Annotated in this window: 1 protein-coding gene; it reads right to left on the reverse strand. The window is 38.7% G+C overall.

The window, feature by feature from the left end; translation table 11 throughout:
• Window positions 1-60: 60 nt before the first annotated feature.
• On the reverse strand, window positions 61-380 hold a 320-nt coding region (locus ACODS7_RS32790; RefSeq protein WP_488828743.1), incomplete at its 5' end, for a phage major capsid protein.

A 380-nucleotide genomic window follows, 5' to 3' on the forward strand; every position in this document is an offset into this window, starting at 1 on the left:
CACGAAGATACTTTTTCGCTTCCTCTACTGTTAGTACCAAGAAGGACACCTCCTATCTTATTAAGCCCCTGTTTTAGGCGTAATCGTAATTTGCCCATACACAACTGCTTCTGCATCCCATAATGTAACGTCTTCACGTTCGATTGCTCGAAATTCAGACGTGTTTGTTCTCCAAGCATTTCCACCTTCTTTGGTCATATCAATAGATAATTGTTTTCTATCCCAAAGAATAACTGCTTCTTTTAAATCACCAACAATGAAAGGTGCTTTCCCATCTTTATCCGTAGCAATTGTTTTATTAGACAAAACAATAACGGGCTTACCAGAAAATAACTTACGAGTTGGATTTGTTGGATCTGGTTGAAGTAGTGGACGTCCAT

It is taken from the genome of Bacillus sp. FG16, assembly GCF_057809515.1.